Genomic DNA, 904 nt, shown 5'->3' on the forward strand with positions numbered 1-904 from the left:
GATCCTGCGGGAACGATCGGCTTGGCCGGGCGGGTGGAGAGCGCTGGCGAGGGGCTGGCAGGCTACCGAGCGAGCCTTTATCGGACTCGTGCGCCTGTTCTCGGCTGGCCGGCACGGAGTCACATGCGCCCGGCCGGTATGTTGCTGGCCAGGGCGTTCACCGATCCGTCCGGCCGGTTTGCGCTCCGCTACCGGCGGCCGGGCTCGCCCGGCACGGTGCTCTATCTGGTCGCCCGGCGGGGGCCGGGGGCGCTGGCGACGGTGCTCGGCAGCATTCCCTCGGGCCAGGTCACCGATGCACCGCTGCCGCGCCGGGTGGTGGTGAACGAGCGGACCACGTTGGCGGCGGGCTTTGCCCTGGCACAGTTCCTGAAGGGGCGCCGGCTGGCGGGCAATGCGGTGGGCCTGCGTAATGCCACCGCCATGGTCGGCAATCTGGTGGACGTGACCACCGGCAGGGTCGGGGAGGTGCTGGGGACGCCGCTCAACGGGGCGGAGACCTCGACGCTCGCCGCGTTCAACAGCCTGGCCAACCTGGTCGCCAACTGCGTGAGGTCCCGGCCGCTCTGCTTTGCGCTCCTGAACGCCGCGCGGGACGGGTGGGGCCGTCTGCCCGGAGACACGCTCCAGGCGATGGCGAGCATCGCGCGCAACCCGTGGCGGCGGGTGGACCCGATCTACCGGCTGGCGGCGTTCCGGCCGCCGGCCTACCGGCCAGCGCTGGATGCGATCATGATCTTCATCGGGCTGGCCGGGCCGGTGCGCACACCGCTGATCGGCCTGCCCGAGCGGCCGGAGGGCTGAGCGGCCCATCCGTGCCGGCGGGTCGGGCTGCACCGCGCTCGAAGCAATGCCAGGCGCCGATGCCTGGCCCGCCGATCGAGCGGAGCCTGCGGCCAAAGCC

General features: G+C 73.0%; 1 pseudogene. It reads left to right on the top strand.

Annotation, left to right across the window (positions count from 1 at the left end):
* A pseudogene (locus EQG76_RS06650) lies at positions 1-804 on the top strand (hypothetical protein); the annotation flags it as partial.
* Positions 805-904 lie beyond the last annotated feature (100 nt).

Origin of the sequence: Geminicoccus flavidas (genome assembly GCF_009806515.1) — a bacterium.
In the GTDB taxonomy this organism is placed as follows: domain Bacteria; phylum Pseudomonadota; class Alphaproteobacteria; order Geminicoccales; family Geminicoccaceae; genus Geminicoccus; species Geminicoccus flavidus.